Origin of the sequence: Ramlibacter rhizophilus, assembly GCF_004681965.1 — a bacterium.
GTDB classification, from domain to species: domain Bacteria; phylum Pseudomonadota; class Gammaproteobacteria; order Burkholderiales; family Burkholderiaceae_C; genus Ramlibacter; species Ramlibacter rhizophilus.
In genome coordinates this window covers 214,301-240,440 of record NZ_SMLL01000007.1, presented here as the reverse complement: position 1 = coordinate 240,440, position 26,140 = coordinate 214,301, and the positions used below count along the sequence as shown (strand labels likewise).

Annotated in this window: 28 protein-coding genes; 14 read left to right on the top strand and 14 right to left on the bottom strand. The window is 71.3% G+C overall.

Features of this window, described 5'->3' with window-relative positions; all coding sequences use genetic code 11:
- Window positions 1-11: 11 nt before the first annotated feature.
- From EZ242_RS18010 to EZ242_RS18000, 3 genes are all read left to right on the top strand, one after another.
- A complete protein-coding gene (locus EZ242_RS18010; RefSeq protein WP_135286587.1) occupies window positions 12-857 on the top strand; it encodes an N-acyl homoserine lactonase family protein in 846 nt (281 codons plus the stop codon).
- A gap of 47 nt (window positions 858-904) precedes the next feature.
- On the top strand, window positions 905-2,083 hold the full coding sequence (locus EZ242_RS18005; RefSeq protein ID WP_135286586.1) for an ABC transporter substrate-binding protein: 1,179 nt from the start codon (window positions 905-907) through the stop codon (window positions 2,081-2,083).
- A gap of 175 nt (window positions 2,084-2,258) precedes the next feature.
- Window positions 2,259-3,998 (top strand): amidohydrolase, encoded by a 1,740-nt coding sequence (locus EZ242_RS18000; protein ID WP_135286585.1) that lies wholly within the window; start codon window positions 2,259-2,261, stop codon window positions 3,996-3,998.
- 1 nt (window position 3,999) lies between these two features.
- Here EZ242_RS18000 and EZ242_RS17995 read toward each other — a convergent pair whose 3' ends face one another.
- The 3 genes from EZ242_RS17995 to EZ242_RS17985 all read right to left on the bottom strand — a co-directional run bounded on the left by EZ242_RS17995 (window position 4,000) and on the right by EZ242_RS17985 (window position 7,238).
- A complete protein-coding gene (locus tag EZ242_RS17995; RefSeq protein WP_135286584.1) occupies window positions 4,000-5,691 on the bottom strand; it encodes an amidohydrolase in 1,692 nt (563 codons plus the stop codon).
- Window positions 5,688-6,659, bottom strand: a complete 972-nt coding sequence (locus tag EZ242_RS17990; protein WP_135286583.1) for a Bug family tripartite tricarboxylate transporter substrate binding protein — start codon at window positions 6,657-6,659, stop codon at window positions 5,688-5,690. Before EZ242_RS17990 ends, EZ242_RS17995 begins: the two co-directional genes overlap by 4 nt.
- 120 nt (window positions 6,660-6,779) lie before the next feature.
- Window positions 6,780-7,238 carry a MarR family winged helix-turn-helix transcriptional regulator gene (locus EZ242_RS17985; protein ID WP_135286582.1) on the bottom strand — a complete coding sequence of 153 codons (459 nt, stop codon included), beginning with the start codon at window positions 7,236-7,238 and terminating at the stop codon, window positions 6,780-6,782.
- 31 nt (window positions 7,239-7,269) lie between these two features.
- Here EZ242_RS17985 and EZ242_RS17980 point away from each other — a divergent pair, with 31 nt between their 5' ends.
- Window positions 7,270-8,010, top strand: a complete 741-nt coding sequence (locus tag EZ242_RS17980) for a siderophore-interacting protein (RefSeq protein ID WP_135286581.1) — start codon at window positions 7,270-7,272, stop codon at window positions 8,008-8,010.
- Here EZ242_RS17980 and EZ242_RS17975 read toward each other — a convergent pair.
- A complete protein-coding gene (locus EZ242_RS17975; RefSeq protein ID WP_135286580.1) occupies window positions 8,007-8,444 on the bottom strand; it encodes an NUDIX hydrolase in 438 nt (145 codons plus the stop codon). The two genes, EZ242_RS17980 and EZ242_RS17975, sit on opposite strands and share 4 nt — an antisense overlap.
- A gap of 132 nt (window positions 8,445-8,576) precedes the next feature.
- On the opposite strand from EZ242_RS17975, the gene EZ242_RS17970 reads away from it, so the two are divergent.
- A complete protein-coding gene (locus tag EZ242_RS17970) occupies window positions 8,577-9,032 on the top strand; it encodes a c-type cytochrome (protein WP_135286579.1) in 456 nt (151 codons plus the stop codon).
- Between the two features lie 64 nt (window positions 9,033-9,096).
- Window positions 9,097-9,762, top strand: a complete 666-nt coding sequence (locus EZ242_RS17965; RefSeq protein WP_135286578.1) for a cytochrome b/b6 domain-containing protein — start codon at window positions 9,097-9,099, stop codon at window positions 9,760-9,762.
- A gap of 7 nt (window positions 9,763-9,769) precedes the next feature.
- Here EZ242_RS17965 and EZ242_RS17960 read toward each other — a convergent pair whose 3' ends face one another.
- Entirely contained in the window at window positions 9,770-10,714 is a 945-nt protein-coding gene (locus EZ242_RS17960; protein WP_135286577.1) for an EamA family transporter, read from the bottom strand.
- 78 nt (window positions 10,715-10,792) lie between these two features.
- Here EZ242_RS17960 and EZ242_RS17955 point away from each other — a divergent pair, with 78 nt between their 5' ends.
- The gene (locus EZ242_RS17955; protein ID WP_135286576.1) at window positions 10,793-11,290 is read left to right on the top strand and encodes a MarR family winged helix-turn-helix transcriptional regulator; all 498 of its coding nucleotides are present in this window, start codon (window positions 10,793-10,795) and stop codon (window positions 11,288-11,290) included.
- An 82-nt stretch (window positions 11,291-11,372) separates the two neighbouring features.
- On the top strand, window positions 11,373-12,353 hold the full coding sequence (locus EZ242_RS17950; RefSeq protein ID WP_167784842.1) for a Bug family tripartite tricarboxylate transporter substrate binding protein: 981 nt from the start codon (window positions 11,373-11,375) through the stop codon (window positions 12,351-12,353).
- A gap of 188 nt (window positions 12,354-12,541) precedes the next feature.
- On the opposite strand, the gene EZ242_RS22105 is transcribed toward EZ242_RS17950, so the two are convergent.
- The 4 genes from EZ242_RS22105 to EZ242_RS17930 form a co-directional block, all read right to left on the bottom strand.
- Window positions 12,542-12,769 carry a hypothetical protein gene (locus tag EZ242_RS22105; protein WP_167784840.1) on the bottom strand — a complete coding sequence of 76 codons (228 nt, stop codon included), beginning with the start codon at window positions 12,767-12,769 and terminating at the stop codon, window positions 12,542-12,544.
- 79 nt (window positions 12,770-12,848) lie between these two features.
- Window positions 12,849-13,751 (bottom strand): SDR family NAD(P)-dependent oxidoreductase, encoded by a 903-nt coding sequence (locus tag EZ242_RS17940; RefSeq protein WP_135286573.1) that lies wholly within the window; start codon window positions 13,749-13,751, stop codon window positions 12,849-12,851.
- Window positions 13,752-13,760: 9 nt separating this feature from the next.
- Window positions 13,761-14,570 carry an enoyl-CoA hydratase/isomerase family protein gene (locus EZ242_RS17935; protein ID WP_135286572.1) on the bottom strand — a complete coding sequence of 270 codons (810 nt, stop codon included), beginning with the start codon at window positions 14,568-14,570 and terminating at the stop codon, window positions 13,761-13,763.
- Window positions 14,571-14,744: 174 nt separating this feature from the next.
- A complete protein-coding gene (locus EZ242_RS17930; protein WP_167784839.1) occupies window positions 14,745-16,601 on the bottom strand; it encodes an AMP-binding protein in 1,857 nt (618 codons plus the stop codon).
- 94 nt (window positions 16,602-16,695) lie between these two features.
- Here EZ242_RS17930 and EZ242_RS17925 point away from each other — a divergent pair, with 94 nt between their 5' ends.
- Window positions 16,696-17,487 carry a helix-turn-helix transcriptional regulator gene (locus EZ242_RS17925; protein ID WP_135286570.1) on the top strand — a complete coding sequence of 264 codons (792 nt, stop codon included), beginning with the start codon at window positions 16,696-16,698 and terminating at the stop codon, window positions 17,485-17,487.
- A gap of 41 nt (window positions 17,488-17,528) precedes the next feature.
- Here EZ242_RS17925 and EZ242_RS17920 read toward each other — a convergent pair whose 3' ends face one another.
- Window positions 17,529-18,038 (bottom strand): cupin domain-containing protein, encoded by a 510-nt coding sequence (locus tag EZ242_RS17920; protein ID WP_135286569.1) that lies wholly within the window; start codon window positions 18,036-18,038, stop codon window positions 17,529-17,531.
- Between the two features lie 126 nt (window positions 18,039-18,164).
- Here EZ242_RS17920 and EZ242_RS17915 point away from each other — a divergent pair, with 126 nt between their 5' ends.
- The 3 genes from EZ242_RS17915 to EZ242_RS17905 all read left to right on the top strand — a co-directional run bounded on the left by EZ242_RS17915 (window position 18,165) and on the right by EZ242_RS17905 (window position 19,019).
- Window positions 18,165-18,377: a hypothetical protein gene (locus tag EZ242_RS17915; protein WP_135286568.1), complete on the top strand. Its 213-nt coding sequence runs from the start codon at window positions 18,165-18,167 to the stop codon at window positions 18,375-18,377.
- Window positions 18,378-18,528: 151 nt separating this feature from the next.
- On the top strand, window positions 18,529-18,744 hold the full coding sequence (locus tag EZ242_RS17910; protein WP_135286567.1) for a hypothetical protein: 216 nt from the start codon (window positions 18,529-18,531) through the stop codon (window positions 18,742-18,744).
- Window positions 18,741-19,019, top strand: a complete 279-nt coding sequence (locus EZ242_RS17905; protein ID WP_135286566.1) for a GNAT family N-acetyltransferase — start codon at window positions 18,741-18,743, stop codon at window positions 19,017-19,019. Before EZ242_RS17910 ends, EZ242_RS17905 begins: the two co-directional genes overlap by 4 nt.
- A 6-nt stretch (window positions 19,020-19,025) precedes the next feature.
- On the opposite strand, the gene EZ242_RS17900 is transcribed toward EZ242_RS17905, so the two are convergent.
- The 4 genes from EZ242_RS17900 to EZ242_RS17885 form a co-directional block, all read right to left on the bottom strand.
- Window positions 19,026-20,954: a chorismate-binding protein gene (locus EZ242_RS17900; protein ID WP_135286565.1), complete on the bottom strand. Its 1,929-nt coding sequence runs from the start codon at window positions 20,952-20,954 to the stop codon at window positions 19,026-19,028.
- Window positions 20,955-20,965: 11 nt separating this feature from the next.
- Window positions 20,966-21,955 carry a Bug family tripartite tricarboxylate transporter substrate binding protein gene (locus EZ242_RS17895; RefSeq protein ID WP_135286564.1) on the bottom strand — a complete coding sequence of 330 codons (990 nt, stop codon included), beginning with the start codon at window positions 21,953-21,955 and terminating at the stop codon, window positions 20,966-20,968.
- Entirely contained in the window at window positions 21,952-22,344 is a 393-nt protein-coding gene (locus EZ242_RS17890) for a chorismate mutase (RefSeq protein ID WP_135286563.1), read from the bottom strand. Before EZ242_RS17890 ends, EZ242_RS17895 begins: the two co-directional genes overlap by 4 nt.
- A 73-nt stretch (window positions 22,345-22,417) precedes the next feature.
- On the bottom strand, window positions 22,418-23,035 hold the full coding sequence (locus tag EZ242_RS17885) for a TetR/AcrR family transcriptional regulator (protein ID WP_135286562.1): 618 nt from the start codon (window positions 23,033-23,035) through the stop codon (window positions 22,418-22,420).
- Window positions 23,036-23,167: 132 nt separating this feature from the next.
- Here EZ242_RS17885 and EZ242_RS17880 point away from each other — a divergent pair, with 132 nt between their 5' ends.
- Both EZ242_RS17880 and EZ242_RS17875 read left to right on the top strand, forming a co-directional pair.
- A complete protein-coding gene (locus tag EZ242_RS17880) occupies window positions 23,168-24,964 on the top strand; it encodes a feruloyl-CoA synthase (protein WP_135286561.1) in 1,797 nt (598 codons plus the stop codon).
- A gap of 34 nt (window positions 24,965-24,998) precedes the next feature.
- Window positions 24,999-26,138: an ABC transporter substrate-binding protein gene (locus tag EZ242_RS17875; RefSeq protein ID WP_135286560.1), complete on the top strand. Its 1,140-nt coding sequence runs from the start codon at window positions 24,999-25,001 to the stop codon at window positions 26,136-26,138.
- Window positions 26,139-26,140 lie beyond the last annotated feature (2 nt).

Genomic DNA, 26,140 nt, shown 5'->3' with positions numbered 1-26,140 from the left:
GGAATCAGGACATGAACGACTGGAGCATCTGGAGTTTCTGCTACGCCACCGGCCGGCTGCCCTACGACTTCCTGAGCGGCTCGCCCGTGAGCAGCAACAAGGGGACGGTGCCGGTGCCGATGATCGTGAGCCTGCTGAAGTCCTCCGACGGCGAGCAGGTGCTGGTGGACACCGGTTTCGCCGCCGGCGAGTCCATGACCGGCCGCCGCTTCGACGACTTCGTGCGCAGCGACGAACTGCTGCGCCGCTTCGGCACCGACCCGGCCGACATCCGCACCCTGGTGCTCACGCACATGCACTTTGACCATGCGGGGAACCTGGACGCGTTCCCGAACGCCCGCATCTACCTGCAGCGCTACGAGTACGAGGCCTGGAAAGAGGTGATCGCCGAATTCGGCGGCCAGCCGCAGTCCAAGGACCACTGGGCCTTCTCCTCGCTGAACGTGCCGGACTTCGATGCGCTGGAGCGCGCGATGGCGCAAGGCCGCGTCGAGTTCCTGGACGGTGACGCCGAAGTCGCGCCCGGCCTGTGGTGCCGGCTCGCGCGCGACACCCACACCTTCGGCAGCCAGTGGCTGGAGGTGCGCACGCCCCGCGGCGCCTACGCGATCGCCGGCGACTGCTGCTACACCTACTTCAACCTGGAGCGCATGTGGCCGCCCGGGTACACGCAGGGCAACAGCTGGAACATGATCCGCGAGTTCCAGAAGATGAAGGCCGTTGCCGGCGAGGACCTCAAGCGCCTGGTGCCGGGCCACGACATCGAACTGTTCACGCGCCACCCGAGCGGCCGGCGCGAGGGAACCGCCTTCATCGAGGTGACGCTGGCCGAGGGCCACGCCTCGCTGCTGGCCTGAACCGCCTTCCCCGTTTTCCAACCACCGCAACTCCAGGAGGTGCTTCCATGCCATTCCCTTCGATTGCCACGACGCGCCGCATGCGGCGCCTGAACGTCGCCTGCGGCATCGTCGCCGCGGCATCCGCGCTGCTTGCGGGCAGCGCCTGGGCCGACGTGAAGATCGGCGTGCTCATGCCGCTGAGCGGCAAGGGCGCTTCCTACGGGCAGCACCAGGAGGTGGCCCTGAAGATGGCCCAGGAGCAGCTGGAGAAGTCCGGCGGGATCAAGGGCGAGAAAGTGCAGTTCATCACCTACGACACGCGGGGGGAGAACGCCGAGGCCATCAGCCTGACGCGCAAACTCATCCACAGTGACAAGGTGCTGGCCGTCATCGGCCCCTTCTTCAGCGCCGAGACCGAGGTGGCCTTCCCGATCGCCGTGCAGGGCAAGACGCCGATCATCACGGCATCGGCCGCCAAGCCCGGCATCGCGGCGAAGAACCGGCCCTGGGCCTTCCGCAACGCGCTGGCCTCCGACCAGATGAACGGCAAGCTGATCGACGCCTGGCTCAAGCAGCATCCGGAGGTGAAGTCGGTGGTGATCCTCACGGACGTGAAGGACGCCTTCACCAAGATCGACGGCACCGCGGTGTTCCCGGCCATCCTGAAGGAACGCGGGATCAAGGTGCTGGACAACATCTCCTTCCAGACCGCCGACATCGACTACGCCGCGCAGGTCACCAAGGCCAAGCAGCTGAACCCGGATGGAATCGTCGTCGCGGGCCTGTACAACGAAGGCGGGAACGTGGTGCGGGAGATCCGCAAGCAGGGCCTCAAGCAGCCCGTGGTGGGCGCACTGGGCATGTCAGAGCCCAAGTTCCTGGAGATCGCCGGACCGGCCTCCGAAGGCACCATGGTGGTGATGCCCTTCTGGCCCGAGAACCCGGAGGCGCGCATCGCCAGCTGGGTCAAGGACTACCGCGCGCGCGCCGGCACCACGCCGAACAACACCGACTCGCTGATGTACGACACGGTCTTCATCCTCAAGAAGTGCATCGAGTCCACCGGCGTGACCAACAAGGAATCCGATCTGGCCGCCGACCGCGAGAAGATCCGCGGCTGCCTGGAGAAGATGCCGGCGCACGACGGCATCACCGGGCCGATCCGCTTCAACGAGCAGGGTGACGCCGTGCTGGTCCCCACCGTGCTTCAGGCCAAAGGGCAGAAGTGGAGCAGCTTGAGGTAGGCCGGCGCAGGCCCCTCGACAGGCTCAGGGCGAACGGATGTGTCCGGATCGCCCCCTACCACCGTTCGGGCTGAGCCTGTCGAAGCCCCTAGCGAGGCGATCACGCAAGCCCTTCGACAAGCTCAGGGCGAACGGATGGGTGCAGCCCTGACCGAAAACGCGAGGAGACACACGCATGCCCAGTGACACCGCCCCCGGCCCACTCGCCGACCTGTTGATCCACAACGCCAGCATCTACACCGTCGATGCCAGCGATTCGGTGGCCCAGGCGGTGGCCATTGCGAACGGCAGGATCCTCGCCGTCGGCACGCTGGAACACGCCGAGCGCCATTGCGGGCCGCACACCCGCCGCATCGACCTGCAGGGCCGCGCGGTGGTGCCCGGCTTCGTGGACGCGCACCCGCACCTGGACACGGTGGGACTGCGCCTGACCAAGCCGTCCTTCGGCCGCCCCCGGCGCATCGGCGAGGTGCTGGACGTCATCCGCGCCGAAGTGGCGCGGCGCAAGCCGGGCGAGTGGATCGTGTGCAATCCGCTCGCGCACGAACCGGACGTGTTCGGCTACCCGGCCGCCCTGGCCGAAGGCCGCTGGCCCAGCCGCCACGACCTGGACACGGTCTCCCCCGACAACCCCGTCTACATCGAGCCGCCCTCGCTCGTGGCACCCGGCATGGCCTTCGCCAACAGCGCGGCGATCCGCCTGTGCGGCATCACGGGCCAGAGCGCGGTGGCACCGGGCGTGACCATCGAGGTCGATGCGCAGGGCGAGCCCACGGGCGTCTTCCGCGACATCAACTTCCCCAAGTGGCTGCCGGTGCGCGACGGCGCCTTCCGCGCGCGCGAATCGCTGTTCCCCGCCATGCCCGAGCTGAGCGAGGCCGAGACGCTCGCGGCGGTCGCGGCGGGCGTGCGCGCCTTCAACCAGGCAGGGATCACCACCATCTACGAAGGCCACGGCATCCCCACCGGGCCGCAGCGCGCCTACATGGACCTGTGGGCGCGCAAGCAGCTCACCGTGCGAACCTACTTCGTGGTCTCCTATCCCATCCCGCTGTACCGGAACCGCGACGAGGGCCAGCGGCTGATCGAGCAGACCGCGCGCTACGCCGGCGGCAACGGCTTCGGCGATGACCTGCTCAAGTTCGGCGGGCTGGGCTTTTCCTTCGACAGCGCCGCCGCCATGGGCGCCTGCCTGATGCGCCAGCCCTACGTGGGCGCCGCCGGCACCCCCTGGCACGGCGTGCAGCTGGCCGACGACGAGACCTTCCGCGACATCGTCCGGCGCTGCGCCGAGGCGGGGCTGCGCGTGCAGGTGCAGTGCTCCGGGGGCGCCGCCATCGACAAGGTGCTGCGCACCTACGAGGAGGTGGACCGCGACATCCCCATCGAGGGCAAGCGCTGGACCATCCAGCATTGCCAGTTCCCCACCGCAGAGAACATGGCCGCCTGCCGGCGCCTGGGCGTGCTGCCCACCACCACCACGAACTTCCTCTGGATGTACGGCTCCGTGTACCGCAAGGCCTTCGGCGAGGAGCTCGCCGAGCAGGCCATTCCCTTCAAGAGCTGGCTGGAGGCCGGCGTGCCGGTGGCTCAATCGACCGACGGCAATCCCTTCGAGCCCATGTTCGCTTTCTGGCAGTTGCTGGCCCGCCAGGACGCCGTCTCAGGCCAGCCCCTGGGCGACCCCGCGCAGCGGCTCACCCGCGCGCAGGCGCTGCGGGCCTACACGCTCAACGGGGCCCGAACGGCCTTCTGGGACGAGGTGACCGGCTCGCTGGAACCGGGCAAGTACGCGGACCTGGTGGTGCTGTCGCAGGACATCATGCAGGTGCCCCTGGATGACATTCCGAAGACGAAGGTGCTGGCGACACTGCTGGGCGCCCGGCCGGTGCACGACAGCGGCCTGTTCGACTGAGTCAGCGGCCCGAGGCGCCGGCGTCCCACACGGTCCGACCTCCCACGACCGTGAGCTGCGGCGCCAGCGCCGGCAGGCGCTCCGAAGACACCGAGAGGGGATCGTCGACAAGCACGATCAGGTCCGCCAGCTTCCCCGCCTCCAGCGTGCCGCGGCGGTCCTCGTCGCCGCACAGCCAGGCGCCGTGCGTGGTGGCACAGCGCAGCGCCTCCTCGCGCGTGATGCGCTGCCCGGGCGCGATGACTTGTCCCGTGCTCCGGTCGATCCGTTCGCAGGCCTGCCAGATGCAGGGCCACAGGCTCACCGGCACGTTGTCGGTGGCCAGGGACACCACGGCGCCGGCATCGAGCAGGGAGCGGATCGGGCTGATCTCGTTCTCGCGAGCGGCGCCGACACGCGCCAGCAGCGCCGAGGCGCTGCGCCAGTGGTAGTTGTTGGTGTGCGTGGTGACCACGATCCCGTGGTCCGCGATGCCGCGCACCTGGCGCGCGTCCAGCGTGGCCGGGTGCGCGATGACCCAGCGCAGGCCGTCGATGGGCGTCTCGCGCGCCACCTCCAGGAAGACGTCGGCCATGGCGGACTGGATGGCGGCCACGCGCAGGCCCTCGCAGGCGGCGGCGTGCAACAGGGCACGCAGGGCCTCGGGCGGCAGGCCGGCGTCGAAGTTGAAACCGGCCCAGCCGGTGCAGGGCGCGGCACTCGCGCGCAGGCGCGATTCGGTGGGTTCGGCCAGTGGTTCAGCGAAGAGGCCTTGGAGGCGCAGCCAGTCGTCGCCCTGCGCGTCGGCGCGCAGGCGGCGCGCTTCGCGCTGCACCCACTGCACCGCGTCGGCCAGGCTCGCGCCCGCGAAGGACGGGCTGACCAGGAGCTGCGCGCGCAGCGTGCTGCGGCCGGCGGCGCGGCTCGCACGCCAGGCGTCGATCACCTCGCCTGCCACCCCGTGGCCCTCGAACACGCCCGTGGTGCCGACGGCGTTGTAGGCGCGCATGGAAGCCTCCAGCGTGCGCAGGCGGTCATCGGCGGTGAAGTTGGGTGCTTGGCGGAACAGCGTGAACTCGGCCAGCGACTGGAAGGCCTGTTCGAAGAAGCGCCCGGTGGGCTCGCCCTGTGCGTCGGTCTCGATCTGCAGCTTGGGCGAGGGTGAGCGCGTGTCGCGGTCGATGCCCGCCAGCCGCAGCGCGGCGGTGTTGGCGATGGAGACCGTGGGCAGGCTCGGCGGCCAGTAGCCCCAGGCGCAGCGGATCAGGACCGGGTGCGCACCGGTCGCGGCATCCAGGTCGTGCCGGTCGGGCAGGCGCCCTTCCGCAAAGAGCGCGGGTGACACCGCGAACTCGGGCGCCTCGCCCAACGGCAGGGTGACGATCCAGCGGCCCGGCGGCGTGTCCTGCGCGAGCGCGCGCACGCGCTCCACGACCTCGGCCACCGAGCGGCAGCCCGACAGCGAGGGCAGGAGGCCCTTGAGGCCTTCGCGATCGACGTGCGCATGGCCGTCGATCAGGCCGGGCATGACGCTGCGGCCCTGCAGTTCGACGATCGCGGTGTCCGGACCGCAGAGCGAGGAGACCTCGCGGTCGTCGCCCACGGCAAGAATCGTGTCGCCGCGCAGGGCGAGCGCCTGCGCGATGCGTCCCCCCGCGAGGGTGATCACGCGGCCGCCGCGCAGCACGCGGTCGGCCCGAAGCACGCCGCTCACTCGGGCTTGATCCCGGCCTCGCGGGTGATGCGCGAGTACTTGGCCCAGTCGTCCTTGATGACCTTGCCGAACTCGGCCGGCGTGCTGGGCGAAGGCTCGATGAAGCTGGCGTTCAGGCGCTCGGCCACGGCCGGGTCCTTGAGCGCGGCGCGGAAGGCCTGGCTCAGGCGGTCGAGCACCGGGGCCGGCGTTCCGGGCGGGGCCATCACGCCGTGCCAGCCTTCGAGCACGAAGCCCGGAATGGTCTCGTTGATGACGGGCAGGTCCGGCAGCGGCATGCCGCGCTTGCTGGCGGTGATCGCGATGGGCTGCACCTTGCCCGCCTTCACCTGCGGCAGGGCCGTGTTGTACAGGTCGATGAGCAGGTCCACCTGGCCGCCCAGCAGGTTGTTCATGGCCGGGGCGTTGCCCTTGAACTGGATGTGCGTGAAGTCCGCCTTGGTATGCGACTTCAGCCACATGCAGCCGAAGGCTGGCAGGCCGCCGCCGGAGGCGCAGTTCACGCCCTGCTTCTTCGCCCGCTCGATGATCTGCGGCAGGGTCTTGGCCGGGAAGTCCGGCCGGGCGACCATGAGGTAGGCCTGCGAGGTGAGCTGCGACACCGGGGCGAGGTCCTTCACCGGGTCGACCATGTTGTTGTACAGGAGCGGGTTGGTGACCACGTTGGGCACCACGTAGACGATGGTGTGGCCGTCGGGCGTGGCCTTGGACACCATCTCGTGCCCGATGTTGCTGTAGCCGCCCGGCTTGTTCTCGATGATGACCGGCTGGCCCAGGTTCTCCTGCAGCTTGGGCTGCAGCGAGCGGGCAATGGCATCGGCGGGGCCGCCGGCCGCATAGGGGACGATGAAACGGATCGGCTGGCTGGGGAACGAGGACTGCGCGGCGGCGCCCCAGGCGCACAGGGCGATGGGCAGGGCGGCGGCAAGGCGCACGAGCGCCCGGCGGGAGCGGTGCAGGTCTGGCATGACGGGGTCCTTACGAAAGGGGTCTGCAGGCTGGAAAATCGATATTACGTCGCGAATCGAATGTTCCGCAATCCGTCGGCTGGTTTGTCGGGAATACCCTTCCCGGCAGCGGATGCCTGATCAGTCCGCCGCTTCGAGGTTGGCGCGCACCCGCGCGAGCAGCGCCAGCAGGGTTTCCTGCTCGTCGGCGCCGAGGCCTCGGACCGCCGCGGCCGAGAGCCGCCCGGCGTGGCGGCGCAGGGACTGCAGCAGGCGCCTGCCCTCGTCGCTGGGCGCGAGCAGCACGCTGCGCCGGTCCCCGGGGTCGGGCGAGGCCTCCAGCAGGCCGCGCTCGCGCAGGCCCGCCACCAGCCGGGCGAGCTGCCCCTTGTCGCGCTGCATCTGGGCGGCCAGGTCGCGTTGCGTGCTGCCGGGGTGCCGCGCGAAGTAGGCGAGCACCTTGCCTTCCATGTGCCCGAGGCCGCCCGCCTCGCGTTGCCGGTGCGCACGCACCAGGTGCATGAGCTGGTGCACGGATTCCAGCACGTCGCCGGGGGTCTTGACCCCGATGTGGTTGACCGTATCAACTGATTTGCGCATGATCGATGACAGTATCAACCAATTGCCCGCCATGCAAGACACTTTGCCCGCCCGTCGCATCCAGCGTGTGCGCCACGAACTTCGCCGCCGGGAGCTCGAGGTCGTCCGCGCCGAGCAGCCCAGCCCCGGCTTCGCCGCCATCACCCTCGGGGGCGAGGCGCTGGACGGCTTCCATTCCCCCGGCTTCGACGACCACCTCAAGTTCATGTTCACGCCGCCGGGCGGCGCCGACCCGGTGCGCCGCGACTTCACGCCGCGCCGCTTCGACCCCGGGCGGCGCGAGCTCGTGATCGAGTTCGCGCTGCACGAACAGGGCCCCGCCAGCGACTGGGCCCGGCAGGCCGCCCCCGGCCAGCGCGTGACCGTCGCCGGCCCGCGCGGCTCCATGCTGGTGCCGCTGGACTACGACTGGCACCTGCTCGCCGGCGACGCCAGCGCGCTGCCGGCCATCCACCGCCGCCTGGAGGAGCTGCCCGCCGGCTCGCGGGCCATGGTGCTGCTTCAGGTGGATGCGGCGGATCGCCGGCCGCTGGCCAGCGCGGCCTCGCTCTGCCTGGAATGGACGGATGACGCGGCGGCGCAGTACGCGGCCTTGGAGGCCGTGGTGCTGCCGCCCGGCGACGGCTTCATCTGGTGCGCAGGCGAGGCCGCCGACATGGCCGCGCTGCGCAAGCTCCTGCTGGTGGACAAGGGGCATCCCCGCACCGCCTCGCGCATCGCCGCCTACTGGAAGCGCGGCGCGGCCGAGTTCCACGAGGAACTGGCGGACTAAGGCCTCGCATCCAGTCGCGCAAGTGCCTGCGCCAGCACGCCAGCCATGCGGGGCGTGCACAGCGACGGCAGCGCTTCGGGCGCGGCCCAGCGGAAGGCGTCCACCTCGGGCCGCTGGCGGCCGAAGCGGTCGGTGAAGAAGCTGGTGCAGCGGCAGTGCTCGGCGGCCGCGGAGGACGCATCGACCTGCGCCGTGAAGAGATGCAGGTCCTTCACCGGCCGGTAGGCGAACAGGCCCAGCTCGCGCAGCGCCTCGGGGTGCAGCGCGACGCCGGTCTCCTCGCGCAGCTCGCGCAGGGCCGCCTCCCGCGGCGATTCGCCGGGGTCCGGCAGCCCCTTGGGAATGTCCCAGTGCCGCAGGCCGCTCGCATGGGCGAGCAGTACCTGGCCGTGCTCGTTCAGCAGGAGAACACCGCAGGAAACGCTCTTGGCCATGGCCGCCGCATTCTGCCGCCCCGGCGCCACGCCGGCATGCCGGGGCCTGGGCGAAAAATTCCCGGCTCTGACAGAATCGTCGCCGGCCCGGATCCCGGGCCGGAACGCAACCATCCCTGGAGCACCGTGTTCATGAAGCTCGCCGCCTCCCTCACCCTGGCCGCCTCGGCCATCGCCCTTTGCAGCCCCGCTGCCGCCCAGTTCGCCAAGCCCGAAGACGCGCTCAAGTACCGCCAGAGCGCCCTCTTCATCATGGGCCAGCACTTCGGTCGCATCGGCGCCATGGCCAATGGCCGCGTGCCCTACGACGCCAAGGTGGCGGTGGAGAACGCCGAGGTGGTGGCCGAGATGGCCCGCCTGCCCTGGGTGGGCTTCGGTCCCGGCTACGACAAGGTGTCCCCCACCCGCGCCAAGCCGGAAATCTGGACCGAGCAGGCCAAGTTCCGCGAGCACAACGAAAAGCTGGTCGGCGAAACCCAGAAGCTGCTGGCCGCCGCCAAGACCAACAACCTGGACAACCTCAAGGCCGCGTTCACGGCCACGGCCGGCACCTGCAAGGCCTGCCACGACAACTTCCGTCGCGACTGATGCACCGCGCCGCCGGCCCGCACGGGCCGGCGGGCGTCCTCCTTCCCAAGCCCCCGCACCTGCCATGAGCCAGCTCGTTCGCGTCTGGGACCTGCCCACGCGCGTGTTCCATTGGGCCCTGGTGGCGTGCCTGGCGGGCCTCTTCATCACCGGCTACCAGGGCGGCGCGGCCATGCTGTGGCATGCGCGCTTCGGCTATGCCGTGCTCTCGCTGCTGCTGTTCCGCCTGCTGTGGGGCTTCGTCGGCGGGCGCTGGTCGCGCTTTTCCGCTTTCGTGCGCTCGCCGCGCACCGTGCTGGCCTACCTGCGCGGCCAGCGGCACCCCGACCACCTGGTCGGCCACAACCCGCTGGGCGCCCTCGCCATCCTGGCCATGGTGATCGCGCTGCTGGCGCAGGTGGCGACGGGCCTCGTCGGTGACGACGAGATCGCCTTCACCGGTCCCCTGAACCGCTTCGTGGCGTCGGCCCAGGGCCTGGCCGCGACCTCCTGGCACAAGAACGTGGGGCAGTGGCTGGTGGTGGGCCTGGTGGCGCTGCACCTGGCGGCCATCCTCTTCTACACGCTGGGCAGGAAGCAGACGCTGGTGCGGCCCATGCTCACCGGCGACAAGCCGGTCGCCACGCCCGTGCCGGCCTCCCGCGACGACGCGGCCACGCGCACGCTGGCCGCGCTGCTGCTGGGCGCCTGTGGCGGCGCGGTGGCGTGGCTCGTGAGCCTGGGGCACTGAGCGCGCATCACTCGCCCCACCGGCGGGCCCGCGCCGGGTCCGCGACCAGGGCGCCCAGCCTGGCGCCGAAGAGCACCGAGAGCAAGGCCCCCAGGACGAAAGCCGCCCCGATCCACTGCAGGGCCGTGACCTGCTCCCCCAGGAGCAGGACCCCGGCCGACAGGCCCACCAGCGGCACGGCCAGGCTGAAGGGCGCCACGCGGCTGGCCGGGTAGCGCCGCAGCAGCGCCGCCCAGGCGCCATAGGCCAGGGTGGTGGCCAGCCAGCCGAGCACCGCCAGTGCGGCCCACGCCGCCCACGGTGCGGCGACCCAGTTCGCCCGGGCGCCCGGCGGATCGACCAGCAGGCTCAAGGCCAGGAAGGGCAGCGGCGCGACGGCGCTGCCCCAGACCACGAAAGCCAGGGGATCGAAGTGAACGGCCTCGCGCTGGGCCTGGCGCACCAGGATGTTCGAAGCGGCCCACAAGGCCGCCGCCAGCAGGTTCAGCGCCAGGCCCCAGGCCGTCACCGCGCCCGCGCCCTGCGCCATCAGGATCTGGGCGGCGAAGCAGGACAGGCCCACCGCAGCGAAGGCCATTCCCGCCTTCAGCGGCCCGCCGATGCGCTCGCGCAGCAGCAGCACGCCGAACAGGGCCGTGAAGAAGACCTGGGTCTGCATCAGCACCGAGGCGAGCGCGGCCGTCATGCCCACCTGCAGGGCCAGGAACAGGGCGCCGAACTGGCCCACGCCCTGCGTCAGCCCGAAGGCGATCAGCCAGCGCGCGCGCACCGCCGGCGGCCGGATGAACAGCAGCAGCGGCAGGCAGGCGAAGGCGAAGCGCCCGGCGCCGAGCTGGAAGGGCGTGAAGTACTGCAGGCCGAACTTCATGACCACGAAGTTCAAGCCCCAGATCAGCACCACGGCGGCGATGGCCAGCAGGTCGATGGGCCGCAGTGGCTCGGAAGAGGTCATGGGCCGATTCTGCCGCCCGGATGCGACGAGGCCCGCACGGGTGCGCTCACTAGAATTTCCCAACCGACCGGCCCTTCCATGAACGACCTCTTCCTCTTCAGGCTGCACCGCATGGCCGCCTTGGCCGGACAACCCCTGGTGCGCCTGTGCGAAGGCCGCCACGGGATCACCCGCCGCGAGTGGCGCCTGATCCTCACCCTGGGGCTCGGCGGGCCCATGCTGTCCACCCAGCTCGCCGAACGCGCACGCATCGAGCCGGCGCGCACCTCGCGCGCGGTCACCGTGCTGGCGGAAAAGGGGCTGGTCGTTCGCGCACCGCGTCCGAACGACCGCCGGCGCGTGGAGATCCGCCTGACCGAGCGCGGACGCGCGATCTTCGACGAGCTCCACCCCACCGTGCTCGCGCTGGACGAGCGCCTGCTGGGCGTGTTCTCGCCGCAGCAGCGCCAGGACTTCCAAGCGCTGTTCGACCAGCTGGAGGCCCACCTGGGCTCCTGGCGCGCCGACCTCGCGCTGCCCAAGGCCAACCGCAGCCGCGCGGCCGCCGGTGGCGCCCCGAGGCGGGGAAATCCCTGAGAAAACTTGTTTTGGTGAAGCAATCCGGGCTGCCTACAGTGACCGGCATGCCATGCGCCCGCCGGGCGCCCAGGAGACAAGCATGCCCGTCCATCGCCGCCAGTTCGCCGCCGGCCTGACCGCTCTCGCGGCGGTCGCCGCCTTCGCCCCCGCCTTTGCACAGACCTGGCCGGCCAAGCCGGTGACGCTGGTGGTCGGAACGCCCCCCGGTGGCTCGGTCGATGCCTACGCCCGCGCGCTGGCCGACCAGCTCGCCAAGCAGACCGGCGGCACCTTCCTGGTGGACAACAAGGCCGGCGCCAACGGCAACATCAGCGCCGAACACGTGCTCAAGTCCGCGCCGGATGGCCACACCCTGTGGATCACCACGCAGGCCATGTTCACCATCAACCCCTCGGCCTACCCCGCCCTGCGCTGGAAGCAGAGCGACTTCGTTCCCATCGCCAAGGGCATCGAAAGCCCCCTGGTGCTGGTGGCCCACCCGTCCGTGCCGGCGAACACCGTGCCCGAGCTGGTCAAGTGGGTGCAGGGCAAGCCGGGCAGCGTCTCGTACGCCTCCTTCAGCCCCGGCACGCCCTCGCACTTCCTGGGCTTCCAGTTCAACGAACGCTTCAAGCTGGACATGGTGCACGTGCCCTACAAGGGATCCGCACCGCAGATCACCGACCTGCTCGGCGGCCAGGTGCCACTGGGCTTCACGCAGCAGCAGGCCGCACTGCAGCACGTGGAGTCCGGCAAGCTCAAGGCCCTGGCGGTGACCGGGCCGCAGCGCTCCCCCTTCCTCCCGAACGTCCCCACGCTCGCCGAGCTGGGCCACGCGGACCTGAGCAGCACCGTCTGGTTCGGCCTGGCCGCCCCCGCCGCCACGCCCAAGCCGGTGCTGGACGCCATCACCCAGGCCACCCTCAAGGCCCAGGCCGCCCCGGAACTGCAGAAGAAACTCCAGGCCCAGGGCTTCGACGTCCCCCAGGAATCCGGCCAGGCCTTCGCCGAGACGATCAACAAGGAAACAGCCCGCTGGGCCCGCCTGGTGAAGCAAACGGGATTTCAGGCAGCGAACTGAGGACACCCGCGAGCGAAGTGCTTAGTCCAGGGCCACCGCGGAACCGGCTTCGCCGGGCCGCTGGTGCCGCCCCCCATGCGGCCGGAGACCGGGCTTGTTTCAGCGGCCACCGCGGAACCGGCTTTGCCGGGCCGCTGGTGGCGCCCCCTTGAGGGGGGAGCGGCCGCAGGCCGCTTCGGGGGGAGCCTTTACCTCGGCCGATCGGGCCGCAGGTTCTCGCTGCGCGCGCGGGCCTGGAACTCGCGCTCCGTCATCACGTACAGGTCCACCCGGGGGTAGCTGCCCTTGACCTCCGCCTCGACCACGAACTGGTCGCTGGACTGCGGACGGCGGCCCTTGATCCACCAGCGCTGGCCGGCGCGGTCCACAAAGCTTTCGCCGATCATCTGGGCCAGGGGGACGGATTCCTTGTTCATGGATGAGACGATAGCGACTGTCTCCGACGCGACTATCGGACATCAGCCTACCGGCGCGTCAGCCGACGCCTACACGGCTTCAGAACGGCGGCATGCCGATGCTCTGCGGATGCAGGCCCACGGCGCCGCGCCAGTGGGCGGCGATGGCCTCGGCCGTCCAGCCGCCCTCGCGGTACGCCACGGCCGCCTCCTGCGGATGCGACCACAGCGCCAGCTTGTCGCCGCCGATGCCGATGCACTGGCCGGTGACGTCGACCGCCTGCCGCGAGGCCAGGAACACCAGCAAGGGTGCGACGTCCTCGGGCGTTCCCATGCCCAGGCGCTGGCGCACGTCCGCCGGCAAGGGCTCGCCGCGCGCGAGGGCCTCGGCCACCGGCGCCAGCGCCGGGATGCTGGCGACCATCTGCGTCCAGGCGACCGGGACCATCGCGTTGACGGTGATGGCGCTTTTCGCGCACTCCATCGCCCAGGTCCGCGCCATGGCCGCGATGCCCGCCTTGGCCGCCGCGTAGTTGCCCTGGCCGAAGTTGCCGCGCTGGCCCGCCGGCGAGGCCACCAGCACCAGCCGGCCGCCCTGCCCCTGCGCGCGCATCTGCCGCACCGCGGCGCGGGCGCAGGTGAAGGTGCCGCGCAGGTGGGTGTGGATCACGGCGTCGAAGTCCTCGTCGCTCATGTTCCACAGCACCTTGTCGCGCAGGATGCCGGCGTTGGCGCACATCACGTCCAGGCGGCCCCAGGTGTCCACCGCGCGGGCGACCAGGCGCTCGGCGGCGTCGGTGCTGCCGACGGCGGCGACTTCGCAGACCGCCTCGCCGCCTTCGGCGACGATGGCCTGCGCCGCCGCCTGCGCGGTGTCGGCGTCGATGTCGTTGACGACCACCCGCGCGCCCGCGCGGGCCAGCGCATGGGCGAAGGCCAGTCCCAGGCCGCGGCCGCTGCCGGTGACGACGGCCACCTGGCCGTTCAGATCGATCGCTTTCATGTCGATGGCTCAGCGCCCCTGGTAGTTCGGCTCTCGTTTTTCCATGAAGGCCCGCGGGCCTTCGCGGGCGTCCTCGCTCGCGAGCACCACGCGCCGCGTCTCGTCCTCGATGCGGAAGGCCTCCTCCAGCGGGCGACCGCTGCATTCGGCCACCGTGCGCTTGAGCTGCTGCACGGCCAGCGGCCCATTGCGTGCGATGCGCCGCGCGATGTCCAGGGCCCGCGGCAGCACCTCGGGGCCGGGGAGCACCTCGTTGACCAGCCCCATCGATTGCGCTCGCGCGGCGGTGATGGGGTCGCCCGTGAGCATCAGCTCCATGGCCAGCGCGTAGGGCACCTGCCTCGGCAGCCGCGCCATGGATCCGGCAAAGGGGATGACCGCGCGCTTGACCTCGGGCAGGCAGAAGCTCGCATGCGCGGCCGCGATGCGGATGTCGGTGCCCAGCATGATCTCGAAGCCGGCGGCGAAGCAGGCGCCGTTGATGGCGGCGATCACCGGCTTGTGCAGCGGGTAGTCGCGCAGGGACGATGCCGGCATGACCACGGGGTCGTTCAGCACGCGCTCGTCCCAGGCGTCCTCGGGGGCACGCTCGCCGGACAGCAGCGGGATGGTGCGCGCCAGGTCGCCGCCGGCGCAGAAGGCCTGCTCGCCGGCGGCGGTGAGCACCATGACGCGCAGCGACTCGTCAGCGGCGAAGTCCACCACGGCATCGGCCAGGCGGCACAGCATTTCGGGCGACAGCGCGTTGCGCGCCGCCGGACGATCGAGCACCACCTGGGCGATGGCGCCGTCCTTGGAATAGTGCAGTGGCAGGCTCATGGCGTCAGAAGCTGTGAATGAATCCGGCGCGTCCGAAGCGGTCGCCAGAAGGTGGTCCATCAAGGCGCAAAGCGCAGCCATAGCTCGGGCTATGGCGAGCATTTGCAACGCGGAGGGGCCGCGTGCTGGCGGCCGAGGCGGGCGTGGCGGATTCGTTCACAGCTTCTCAGCCCGTCAGAGGTCGCCCGCGCCGGGCTCGACGCGCCAGCGCAGGGCGAAGGGGGTCATGAGCTTGCGCAGCGGCGCCTCCAGCTGCGCCGGCGCCACGCCCGGGGCGGCGCCGAAGACCACGGTGGTCACCGCGCCCTCCTCGCGCACATCCACCGAGGCCTGGCCGGCCAGGCCCGCGCGTTCGAGTCGCTCGTCCAGCGCCCGCTGGATGGCCCGCATGCGCAGCGCCGGCTTGAAGACCTTGCCCACGGCGGTGAGCGGCAGCGAATCGATGAACTCGACGCGCTTGGGAAACGCCGGCCGTTCGGGGATGTAGGGCTGCGCCCAGGCCGCGAGTTCGGCGGCGTCCGCGCGCTCGCCCGGCTTGAGCACGGCGTAGGCCACCGGCAGCTCGCCCGCGTACTCGTCCGGCTCGCCCACCGCGGCGGCCATGAGCACGGCGGGATGGCGCATGAGCGCGTCCTCGATCAGGCGCGGGTCGATGTTGTGGCCGCTGCGCACGATCACGTCCTTGGCCCGGCCGGTGATGAAGACGCGGCCGGTCTCGTCCACGTGGCCGAGGTCGCCGGTGACCAGCCAGCCGTCCTCGAAGGTGCCGGCGTTGCGCGCGGCCTCGGTGTAGCCGGGGCCGACATTGGGGCCGCGCACGCGCAGCACGCCGGTCTGCCCGGGGGCCAGCTCGCGGCCTTCGGCATCGATGGTGGTCACGCGCGTGTAGGGCAGCGGCAGGCCGCAGGAGCCGCGCACGCGCTCGCCTTCCAGCGGCTCGATGGAGATGACGCCCGCGCACTCGGTCATGCCCAGGATGTTGCGCACGGGAATGCCGAACTGGCGCTCGAAATCCACCGCCAGCTCGTCGGGCAGCGGCGAGCCGCCGGTGAGCATGGCGCGCGCGACGCGGGTCTGCTCGGGCGCGGGCGTGCTGGTCATGAGCGTCTGCATGATGGTGGGCACGCCCGCCAGCAGCGAGATGCGGTGCTTGGCCACGAAGGTCCAGTAGCGGTCCACGAACGCCTTGTTGCGCATGCCCACCAGGGTGGGCAGCACCAGCTCGGCGCCCGACATCAGCGTCGAAAGCCCATAGACGAAGGAACCCGCCACGTGGAAGAGCGGAAAGCCGTTGACCATCACGTCCTCGGGACGGATGCCGAACATCTGCGCCGCGCCCCAGGCCGCATGCAGCTGGTTGCCGTGGGCATGCTGCGCGAGCTTGGGCCGGCCGGTGGTGCCGCCGGTGTGGAACAGGGCCGCGAGGGTGTCGCGCCCGGCGGGACCGTCGAACAGGAGGCGCTCACCGGGCTGGGCCGCGAGCGCTTCGTCGAAGTCCACGCCGTCGTCCGCCGCGGCGCCGGCCCGCACCACCAGCAGGTGCCGCACTGCCGGGCAATGGCGGCGCACCGCCTGCACGCGCGACCAGATGTCCAGCTCCGCGTTCGGCCCCAGCGCCACCAGGATGTTGGCCTCGGTGGCCGCGACGAGCTCGGCCACGTGCTCGGGCCCGAGCAGGTAATTGATGGGGCACAGCACGCCCGCGGTCTCGGCCCCCAGCAGCGTGAGCCAGGCCTGCGGGATGTTGGGCAGCAGCATGGCCACGCGGGGGGGCTGGTCGCCGGCCAGTTGCCGGAACAGGTTGGCGGCCTGGCGCACGCGCTGCACCAGCTGCACGTAGGTCCAGGTGGTGGCCGGCTGCGCGGGGTCGGGGCTCTCGATGTAGGTGATGGCGGGCCGCTCGGCATGGTCGCGGGCAGCCTGATCCAGCGCCTGCCACACGGTGGCCGGCGGCAGGTACTGCTCGTAGGGTTGCGACTCCAGGCGGGCGATGTCGGCGGGATGGCGGATGGCTTCGGGGCGCAGCGTCATGGTCGGTCCTCTTCGGGACCCCGAGACTAGAATTTCCTGCCCGCCCTGTCTGTCCGCCGCGATGGGGACAGGGTAATCACCGAGCCCGCCGTCCATGCAACTCATCCACCTTGCCCGAGACCCGCGCCCTTCCGGGCCCGGCGACCGCTGCGCGCAATCGGCGCTGAGCGGCGTCATCGGCGCGATCGGCGACCCCGGATTCGCCGAGGCGGGCCTGGCCGAACTGAACCGGTGGCTTCCCCTGTGCTGGTGGTCCATCTACACGCTCCATGACGGCGCGCCGCCCGACCTGCACGCGCATGCGCGGGTGGGCGACGCACCCGACGGCACCGGCGCCGCGTGGCGGGCCTACCGCGGCTCGCTGTACCGGCGCGACGCGACCTTCGCGGCCGCGCGCCCCCTCGCCGCCGAAGGCTCGACCGCAATGCTGCACTGGCGCGCGAGCGAAATTCCATCGGACCACCGCGCCGCCATCTACAGCGCGCACGGCCTGCGCGAGCGCCTGTCCATCGCCGCGGCCATGCCCGGCCAGGGCCTGCTCGCCATCAACCTGTATCGGCACCAGCGGCAGGCCGCCCTGGAAGCCGACGCCATCGAGGCCGTCGGCCGCATGGCCCAGCCGCTCCTGGCCTGCGTGCGCAAGCACATCGCGCTGCGCGCGCGCGAGACGGCCGCCGCGGGCAGTGCGTTGGACACGCTGACCACGCGCGAGCGGCAGGTCTGCGAGCGCCTGCTCAAGGGCTGGACGCAGGAGGGTGTGGCGGTCGATCTCGGGCTCACGCCCGCCACGGTCAAGACCTACCGCGACCGCGCCTTCCGCAAGCTGGGCATCCGCTCGCGCCACCAGCTGCCCGCCGCCGTGGCACCCCGGGTCGCCGCGCACTGAAGGGCGAGGCACCTACCCGCCGCCGGGCGGGTGCAGGATGCCTACACGCCCCCGTGCGGATGCGTGGGATCCACCCACAGCACCTCCTGGGGTTTCTCCACGGGTTCGATGTCCAGGTTGATCGCGACCGCCTCGCCGTCGCTGCGGCACAGCACGCACTCCAGCGTCTCGGTGGCGCTGGCATTGATCTCCTGGTGCGGCACGTAGGGCGGCACGTAGATGAAGTCGCCCGGGCCGGCCTCGGCGGTGAACTCCAGCTGCTCGCCCCAGCGCATGCGCGCACGGCCGCGCACCACGTAGATCACGCTTTCAAGGTGGCCGTGGTGGTGCGCGCCGGTCTTGGCATCGGGGTGGATGGTGACGGTGCCGGCCCAGAGCTTCTGCGCGCCGACGCGCGCGAAGTTGATGGCGGCGCGCCGATCCATGCCCGGCGTCTGCGCGGTGTTGGGGTCCAGCTGCTTGCCGGGGATGACGCGCACACCCTCGTGCTTCCACCGGGGTGCGTCCGCGGCCTGCGGCTCGTGGGGTTCGTGGGGCTCGTGCGGGCTCATGACCGCCAAGCCTAGCGCGTGGCCGCGAAGGTGCCCACACTTTTTCATTGCTCATCCGGACTGCGCGGGCGGGCTGGGGGCTACCATGCGCGAGGCCCAAGCCCGAGCCGAAGCAAGGAGCAACCCATGACCCTGGACGAGTACAACGACGCCGTGAAGCAGATCATGGCCGACCAGCAGGCGATCGCCCAAGCCACCACCCAGCTGGCCATGTCCGGCGGGGCCATGCCCGGAAGTCAGCAGTTCACCGAGCTGATGGGCAAGCAATGGGCCTTGATGCAGCGCCTGGCCAAGCTCAACACGGACCTGATGATGGGCGTCCTCACACCCAAGAAGTAGCAGCGGTTCCCCCTGTCTTTCATCACGCGTGGGCGGCCCGAGGGCCGGCCCCGCGTAACCACCGGCCATCACGTCGCAAGCAGTTGCTACACGGCCTCGCCTGCGCGGGTGAATTTGCGCAGAATGCGGCGGCCTTGGAGGGAATCCACACATGACATCCGAAACACCGCCGGAACCGGCCGGTGAATTCGCCGCTGCGCCCGCGCACGGTCCCGGCCCACGGCCCGAATTGCCCGCGGGTTCGGGCGAGGGCTCGCATTCGGCCATGCAGCGCCTGCAACTGCTGCGCGAATGGGACGAACAAGCCGGCCGCGCCGGCCGCGTGGCCGACGCCAAGCCGGAAGAATTACCGCCGGACACGCCATGAGCAGCCACGAGTTCGCGGACAACGCCCAGGCCAGCCGCTATGAGCTGCGCGAAGGCCCGCAGGTGCTGGCCTTCGCGCAGTACGCGCTCGACGGCCAACGCATGCAGTTCACGCACACGCAGGTCGATGCGGCCCATGAAGGCCGGGGGCTGGGCTCCGAGCTCGCCCGCCATGCGCTGGGCGATGCCCGTCGGCGCGGCCTGCAGGTGGTGCCCGCCTGCCCCTTCATCGCCGAGTACATGCAGCGCAACCCGCAGGACGGGCAGGCCGCCTGAAGGAGCTCAGGGCCGCGCCACCTGCGCGAGCGCGGCGGCGAACACGGCGAGCGCCACGTCGTCGCCCAGCAGGGAGTCCGGACGGAAAAGAAGGCAGGCCTCGCGCCCGCGCACCAGCGCGACCGGGTGCCCGCGCGAATCCGTCGCCCAGACCTGCCACCCCTCCACCAAGGACGGCTCCTGCAGCGCCAGGCGCGCATAGCGGCCGGCACTGAAGCCCAGGCCCGCGCCCAGCGGGGCCTGCGACGTGGTCTCGCAGCGCAGGGCGCGACCGTACTCGGCCTCGACGGCCTGCACCGCCTGGCCCTCGGCCGCGAGCCGCCGGCAGGCCGCATCGCCGATCGCCACCCAGCCGCCCGCCGCGGGTGCCTGCGCGGCCTCGCCGGCCAGCACCGCCACGTCCTGCGCCTGGTCCGACACGGTCACGCCCAGGCCGGCCAGGCAGTCGCATAGCGCGGCCTGGAACGGGTCCTGGGGCGCGACGAGCTGGACGTAGGCGGGCAGCGGCGAATAGGGCCGCCACGGCGCGGCCGCCGTGGACGCGCCTGCCTCCAGGCCGAAGGCCCGCCACAGGGACCGGGTCTTCAGGCGCGATTCGGCCTCCTCGCGTGCGGGCGAGGAATCGGCCAGCAGGTCGCCGCCCGCGCGGACTTCGGCGACGCCCTGGCGGACGCAGGCCGCGCGCAGGATCGTGCCCACCAGCGCATCGCCGTCGCTCGCCACCTGGACCACCATGCCGCCGTACCAGCCGCGCGGGCTCGGCTCGAGTTCGCCGATGGCCCGCAGTGCCTCCTGGCGGGGCGTGCCGGTGAGCATCACGGGCGCGGCCGTGGCGGCGATCAGGTCCCAGGCGTCTGCCCCCGGCCGCAGGGTGCCACCGAGCCGGTCCACCGCATGGACCACCGTGGCCAGCGACAGCGGGCGGCGCCGGTCCAGCAGTCGCAGGCTGCCGGGCAGGCACCAGGGCGCGAGGTCGTTGCGCAGGGCGTCGCTGCACACGGCCAGCGCGGCGGCATCGACCTCCTCGTTGAACAGCTCGCGCAGCGACTCGGCCTCGCCCTGCGCGCCGGGGCGCCGGGCCACGGTGCCGCACACGGGCAGGGCCTGCACCGCGCCGTCGCGCACCACGAGCTGCAGGTCGGGCGAGGCGCCGAACAGGCGCATGCCGCTGCCGTCGTTGAGGAAAAAACTGGCCGGCGCCGGATTGGCCGCGCGCAGGCGGGCGAAGGCACCCACGCACGAGCCCTCGACGCGGCGGCGGTAGCTCTGGCTCAGGGTGAGCGAGACCAGCGGGCGCGTGCGCAAGGTCGCGAGGGCGCGCTCGACCATGCGGGCATAGTCGCCCGGCGGCAGGTCGTCGTGCGGCACCACGGTGTCACGCCCCCGCGGCTCGGGCGGATGACCGGTCGCGGTGTGCGGCAGGTCTGGGAGGTCCGCCTGGGGCAGGCGCAGGTCCACGCCGGTCCACGTGCCCTCGGCATCACGGCGCAGCAAGCGCCCGGGGAAGTAGAGGACGCCCAGGGGCCGCTGCGGATCGCACACCGACGCGCGCGCCGACTGCAGCCGATGCGCCTCGAAGGGCAAGGCGCCCAGCAGGAGCACGTCGGGCGACGGCGCGAAGCACGCGAGCAGACGTCGCGCCTGGTCCAGCGGATTGCCGCCCGGCCGGCGACCCGCCTCGCGCCGCCAGGAGGCCAGCGCCTCGTGCGCGAGCAGCGCACGGCCGAAATTACTGAGCGCCTCGGCCTCGACGCCATCGCCCCAGAGCCGAAGCCGCAGGGCCGGCGCGGTGAGCAGGGTCGCCTGCAGCGGATGCAGGCCCGCGATGCCGGCCTCAACGCCGAAGTAGGCGCCCTCGCCCTCGTCCAGCGAGGCGAGCGCCGCCTGCGCCTGCTCGGGCGTGGCCGCGTGGCGCTCGATCTGCAGGCGCAGCATGCCCGGGGACCCTAATCGATCGTCACGCCGGTGCGCTTGATGATGGGCGTCATGACGCGCAGTTCCTGCTGCATGAAGCGCTGCAGCGCCTGCGGGGTGCCGCCGATCGGCTCCATGTACTGCGCATGCAGCCGCGAGCGCACCTCCGGCATGTCCAGCACCGCGTTGATCTCGCGGTTCATGCGCTCGACAATCGCGTCCGGCGTGGAGGCCGGCGCCATGATCGCCATCCAGGCCAGGTTCTCGATCTCGGGCAGGCCGGCTTCCTTCATGGTGGGGATGTCGGGCGTGAGCTCGCTGCGCTTGGCCGTGGACACCGCCAGCGGACGCAGCTTGCCCGACTTGACGTGCGGCATCACCGCCACCGCGGGCACGCAGGCGAACTGCACGTCGCCCTGCAGCAGCGCCATGACCGCCAGTGGCGAGGACGCATAGGGGATGTGGACGGCGTAGGTGTCGGTCTTGACCTTGAGCAGCTCCACCCCGAGCTGCGACAGGCTGCCGACGCCGGTGGAGGAGAAGTTGAACTTGCCGGGGTTGCGCTTCATGGCCGTCACCAGCCCGCGCAGGTTCTCGATGCCCGAGTCGCTGGGCACGACGCAGACATTGGCCTGGCCGCCCGCCAGCACCACGGGACGCAGCTCCTTGAAGGGGTCGTAGGGCAGCTTGCTGTAGAGCACCGTGTTGTAGACCAGCGGGCCGTTGGTGCTGATGACGTACTGGTAGCCGTCGCCTTCGGCCTTGGCCACGGCGGCGGTGCCGTTGTTGCCGCCAGCGCCGGCGCGGTTCTCCACGATGACGGGCTGCCCGAGGCGCGGCGACAGCCGCTCGGCAATGATCCGGGCGATGACATCGGGCGAGGAACCCGCGCCGTAGGGCACGACCAGGCGGATCGGCTTGCTGGGCCAGTCGCCGGTTTGCGCGGCGACGGGCAGGACGGCGGCGGCGATGCCGCAGGCGGCCAGGGCCGCGAAGAGGCGGCGGCTAGTGCGGAGAGTCATGTCTCTATGCTTTCTGTCTGTTCGAAGAGTTGCCCCTCGGCGGCGACGAAGCCGGCCACCAGGGTGCGGTAGCTGGCCTCGACGATGTCGGGCAGCCCGGGGAAGGCGTCGGCGTGCTGCTCGGCCAGTTGCCGCACGCGCCGGAAGACCTCGGCCTGGCGCTCGGGGGCGCGCACCTGGAAGGCGTCGCGCTTGAAGCGCGTGGCGTCACGCACACACAGGGCGCGCTGCGCGAGCAGCTGCACGATCTGCGCGTCCAGCGTATCGATGCGCTCGCGCAGTTCGCCCAGCGTGGCGGCGACCGGCTGCACGGCCGGGTCCTTGAAGCGCCGCACGGGCGGATTCGTCACGCCCGGCTCGGCACCGGCGGGGTTCTGCAATGAAGTCATGGGGCACGCAGGAGGGAAGCCCGCCAGCATAACCCCTCATGGAATGACATAACCACCCGGCAAACCCGGAGGTTCAGCTCGCCCGCGTGAGCAGCTGCGCCACCAGTTCGTTGCGCGCCTCGCGCTGGCTCGGCGTGGGCCGCAGCGAGGCCGACAGCGACTCCGCCACGACGAAGCCGTACAGCAGCGCCGCGCGCGAGCGCGCTTCGGCCAGTCCGAAGCCGAGCGAGGAGAACAGCTGTCCGATGTAGGCCAGCCGCGCGGCGTCGGCCTCGTCCACCGCGAAGCGGGCCATGTCGTCGCGCCGCGCCCAGGCGCGGATCGCCAGCTCGATGCGGGCCGCCCGGCTCGCGGCCCGGCCGCGGAAGGGCAGGCTCAGCACGTCGCGGATCTGCTCGCGCGGGTCGCGGTGCGCGCCTTCCAGCCGGGCGGTGAGGTGCTCGGTGGCCGTGGTGCGCCAGGCGTCCAGCACGCGGCGCAGCAGCTCCTCGCGGTCGCGGAAGTGCCAGTAGAAGCTGCCGCGCGTGACCCCCAGCTCGGCCGCAAGCGTGTCCACGCGCACATGGTCGATGCCCTGGTCCACCAGCACCTCGGTGGCGGCATCAACCCAGCGGTCGGGCGTGAGCTGCGGACGCGCCACCTCGGCCCGTGGCTTGGGCTTGGACGGGGGCAGCGGACGCACGGCGGGCATGACGGGCGGATTCTAGGGACGGACCGCGCTCCATGCACCGGTGTACGGACTCAGCGTTTACCCTGAACCCGGAGCTTGCGGGATGGTTCTACAGTCGTTCGCTCGAAACATACACCCATGTATGGAGACGACATGGCACTGCAATGGATGGCGGATGCGCAGCAGCTGGCGCCGCCGCGCACGCTGATCGAGGCGCGCGCGGACGGCTCGCAGGTGCTGCGCTCGCCCGAGCCCCTGCAGCCCTACGCGCGCTGCGTCGGCGAATGGATCGAACACTGGGCGGCCGCGACGCCCGGGTCCGAAGCCTTTTCGCAGCGCGATGCGGCGGGGCAGTGGCAAAGCCTGTCCTGGAAGGAGACGCGCGAGCGCATCGGCCGGATCGGGCAGTGGCTGCTGGACCGGCGCCTCGCGCCCGGTGCGCCGCTGGTGGTGCTCTCGGACAACTCGCTGGACCACCTGCTGCTCATGCTGGCCGCGATGCACGTGGGCATTCCCCACTGCACCGTCTCCAGTGCCTACTGCCGCCTGACGCGCGACTACGCCAAGATCCGCGCGATCCTGCAGGCACTGCAGCCCGGACTCATCTACGCGGCCGATGCGGCGACCTATGGCCCGGCCATCGCGGCCAGCGGCCTGCGCGTGCCCACGGTGTTCAGCGAAGGCGCGCAGGAGGTCGAAGGCGCCATCCCCTTCGCCCGCCTGCTGGACGCGCGGGAAGGTCCCGCGGTGCGCGCCGCCTACGAGGCCATCACCCCGGACAGCCACGCCAAGTACCTGCTCACCTCGGGCTCCACCGGCCACCCCAAGGTGGTGGTGAACACGCACCGCATGCTGTGCGCAAACCAGCAGATGATGGCGCAGGTCTGGCGATTCCTGGAGCACGAGAAGCCCGTGCTGGTGGACTGGTTGCCCTGGAGCCATACCTTCGGCACCAACCACAACCTGAACATGGTGTTGCGGGGCGGCGGCACGCTGGTGATCGATGAAGGCCGGCCGGCGCCGGGACTGGTGGAGAAGACCCTGCGCAACCTGGCCGAGAAGCAGCCCACGCTGTGGTTCAACGTGCCGCGCGGCTTCGAGCTCGCGCTGCCGCTGCTGGAGTCCGACGAGGAACTCGCGCGCGCGGTGTTCGCGCGGCTGCGCGTGATCTTCTATGCCGGTGCGGCGCTCGCCCCCTCCACCTGGGCGCGGCTGTCGGCGGTGGCGCGCCGCGTGCGCGGCGAGGAGGTCTGGCTCACCACGTCCTGGGGCGCGACGGAGACCGCGCCGGCCGTGACCAGCGCCCACTGGGCCCTGGACGGCCCCGGCGTGATCGGCAACGTGCTGCCCGGCATGGAGCTGAAGCTGGTGCCCAACGGCGAGAAGCTGGAGATGCGGGTGCGCGGCGTGAGCGTGTTCCCCGGCTACCGCAATGCGCCCGAGCTGAACGCCCAGGCCTTCGACGAGGAAGGCTTCTACCGCATCGGCGACGCCGGCTACCTGGCCGATCCTGCGCATCCGGAGCGCGGCGTGGTGTTCGACGGCCGCGTGGCCGAGGACTTCAAGCTGGGCACCGGCACCTGGGTGTCGGCCGGCACGCTGCGCATCAAGGTGGTGTCGGCCCTGGCGCCGCTCGCGCAGGACGTGGTGGTCACCGGGCACGACCGCAGCGAGGTCGGCGTGCTGGTCTTCCCCAGCGCCGCCGCCGCGAACCTGGACCGCAGCGAACTCGCTCGGCGCGTGGCCGAGGGCCTCGGGCGATTGCGCGCCGAAGGCGGCGGCTCCTCCCAATGCCCGGCCCGGGCCCTGATCCTGTCCGAGCCACCCAGCGCCGACGCGGGCGAGATCACCGACAAGGGCTACATCAACCAGCGCGCCGTGCTCGCCCGCCGCGCCGACGCCGTCGAGGCCTTGTACGCCGGCGGCGACGGTGTCATCGTTCCCGCCTGAACCAGTTTCGCATGCCAACCCCAAGGAGACACGCATGAAGCCGTTCCTGAAGAAAGTCCTGGTCGCCGCGGCGGCCTTGTCGATGTCGGCCGCCGCGCTGGCCGAGATCACCGTGGGCGTGAGCCTGCCCCTGACCGGGCCGGCCTCGGGCCTGGGCATCCCCATGGCCAACCAGTTCAAGCTGTGGCCAAAGACCATCGCCGGCGAGCCGGTGCGCCTGATCGTGCTGGACGACGCCACCGACCCGACGGCCGGCGTGCGCAATGCGCGCCGCTTCGCGACCGACGAGAAGGTGGATCTCATCATCGGCTCGGCCGCCACGCCCGTGGCCATCGCCATGGCCGACGTCGCGGCCGAGAACAAGACCACGCAGCTCATGGCCTCGCCCGCGCAGCTGCCGCCCGGCAAGGACACCTGGAGCTTCCGCCTGCCGCAGTCCAACGCCGTCATGGCCAAGGCCATGGTGGACCACATGAAGAAGCAGGGCGTCAAGACCGTGGGCTTCCTGGGCTACACCGACGCCTACGGCGAAGGCTGGCTCAACGACTTCAAGAAGCTCGCCGAGCCCGCCGGCATCAAGGTGGTGGCCGCCGAGCGCTTCGCCCGCACCGACACCAGCGTCACCGGCCAGGCCCTGAAGCTGGTCTCCGCCAACCCCGACGCGATGCTCATCGTCGCTTCGGGCAGCGGCGCGGCCATGCCGCACAAGGCCGTCGTCGAGCGCGGCTTCAAGGGCAAGATCTACCAGACGCACGCCGCCGCCACCCGTGACCTGATGCGCGTGGGCGGCAAGGACGTCGAGGGCGCCTTCGTCGTCTCCGGCCCCGTGATCGCACCCGAGCAGCTCCCGGACGACCATCCGTCGAAGAAGCTCGCGACCGACTTCGTGCAGAAGTACGAGCAGGCCTACGGCGCCGGCAGCCGCAACCAGTTCGCCGGCCACGGCTACGACGCGCTGATCGTGCTGGAAAAGGCGGTTCCCATCGCCATGAAGAAGGGCAAGCCCGGAACGCCCGAGTTCCGCACCGCCCTGCGCGATGCCATCGAAGGCATGGGCAAGACCACCTTCTCGCACGGCGTGATGAACTGGACCAAAGACGACCACTGGGGCTATGGCGACAACAGCGCCGTGGTGGTGAAGGTGGTCAATGGGGACTGGAAGGTGGAGAAGTAAGG